Source organism: Pseudomonas sp. GCM10022186 (assembly GCF_042656385.1).
Lineage (GTDB): Bacteria > Pseudomonadota > Gammaproteobacteria > Pseudomonadales > Pseudomonadaceae > Metapseudomonas.
In genome coordinates, this window is the sequence record NZ_JBHSOU010000027.1 from 1882 (window position 1) to 2319 (window position 438).

The 438-nt window shown below is 66.2% G+C and carries 1 pseudogene; it reads left to right on the plus strand.

The features are described 5' to 3' along the window. Positions 1-258: 258 nt before the first annotated feature. Positions 259-438 (plus strand): annotated as a pseudogene (locus ACFPU0_RS12000) (glycosyl hydrolase); the annotation flags it as partial.

Sequence of the window (438 nt, forward strand, 5' to 3'; positions counted from 1 at the left end):
GGACACCACTCCCTTCGTGATCTACGACCTGGTGGGCAACTCCTACAACATCAACGGTATCGTCGGCCCGTACGGCGGCATCCGTTACATCGACCCGCTGACCAAGGCGCAGTGGGCAGCCGAGTCCCTGGCCGGCGCCGGCATTCGCTGAGCCAGGCTGGTTGCCGCCCCCTTTGCGTGTGTGGGGGCGGCAACCCCCTTTTTTTACGAGGACGTCCCATGTTTCTCATCAAATCCATCGCCCTGGGCCTGGCCCTGCTGGCCGGTAATGCCGATGCCGCGCCCATGGCGGATGTGCTCGACCTGCCGGCGCAGCGCAGTGCGCTGGCCACCTACAGCCCCTTGCTCGACCTGGCCCAGGCCGGCCAGCGGCTGGTGGCTGTCGGTCAGCGCGGGCACATCCTCTATTCCGATGACCAGGGCAAGACCTGGACCCAG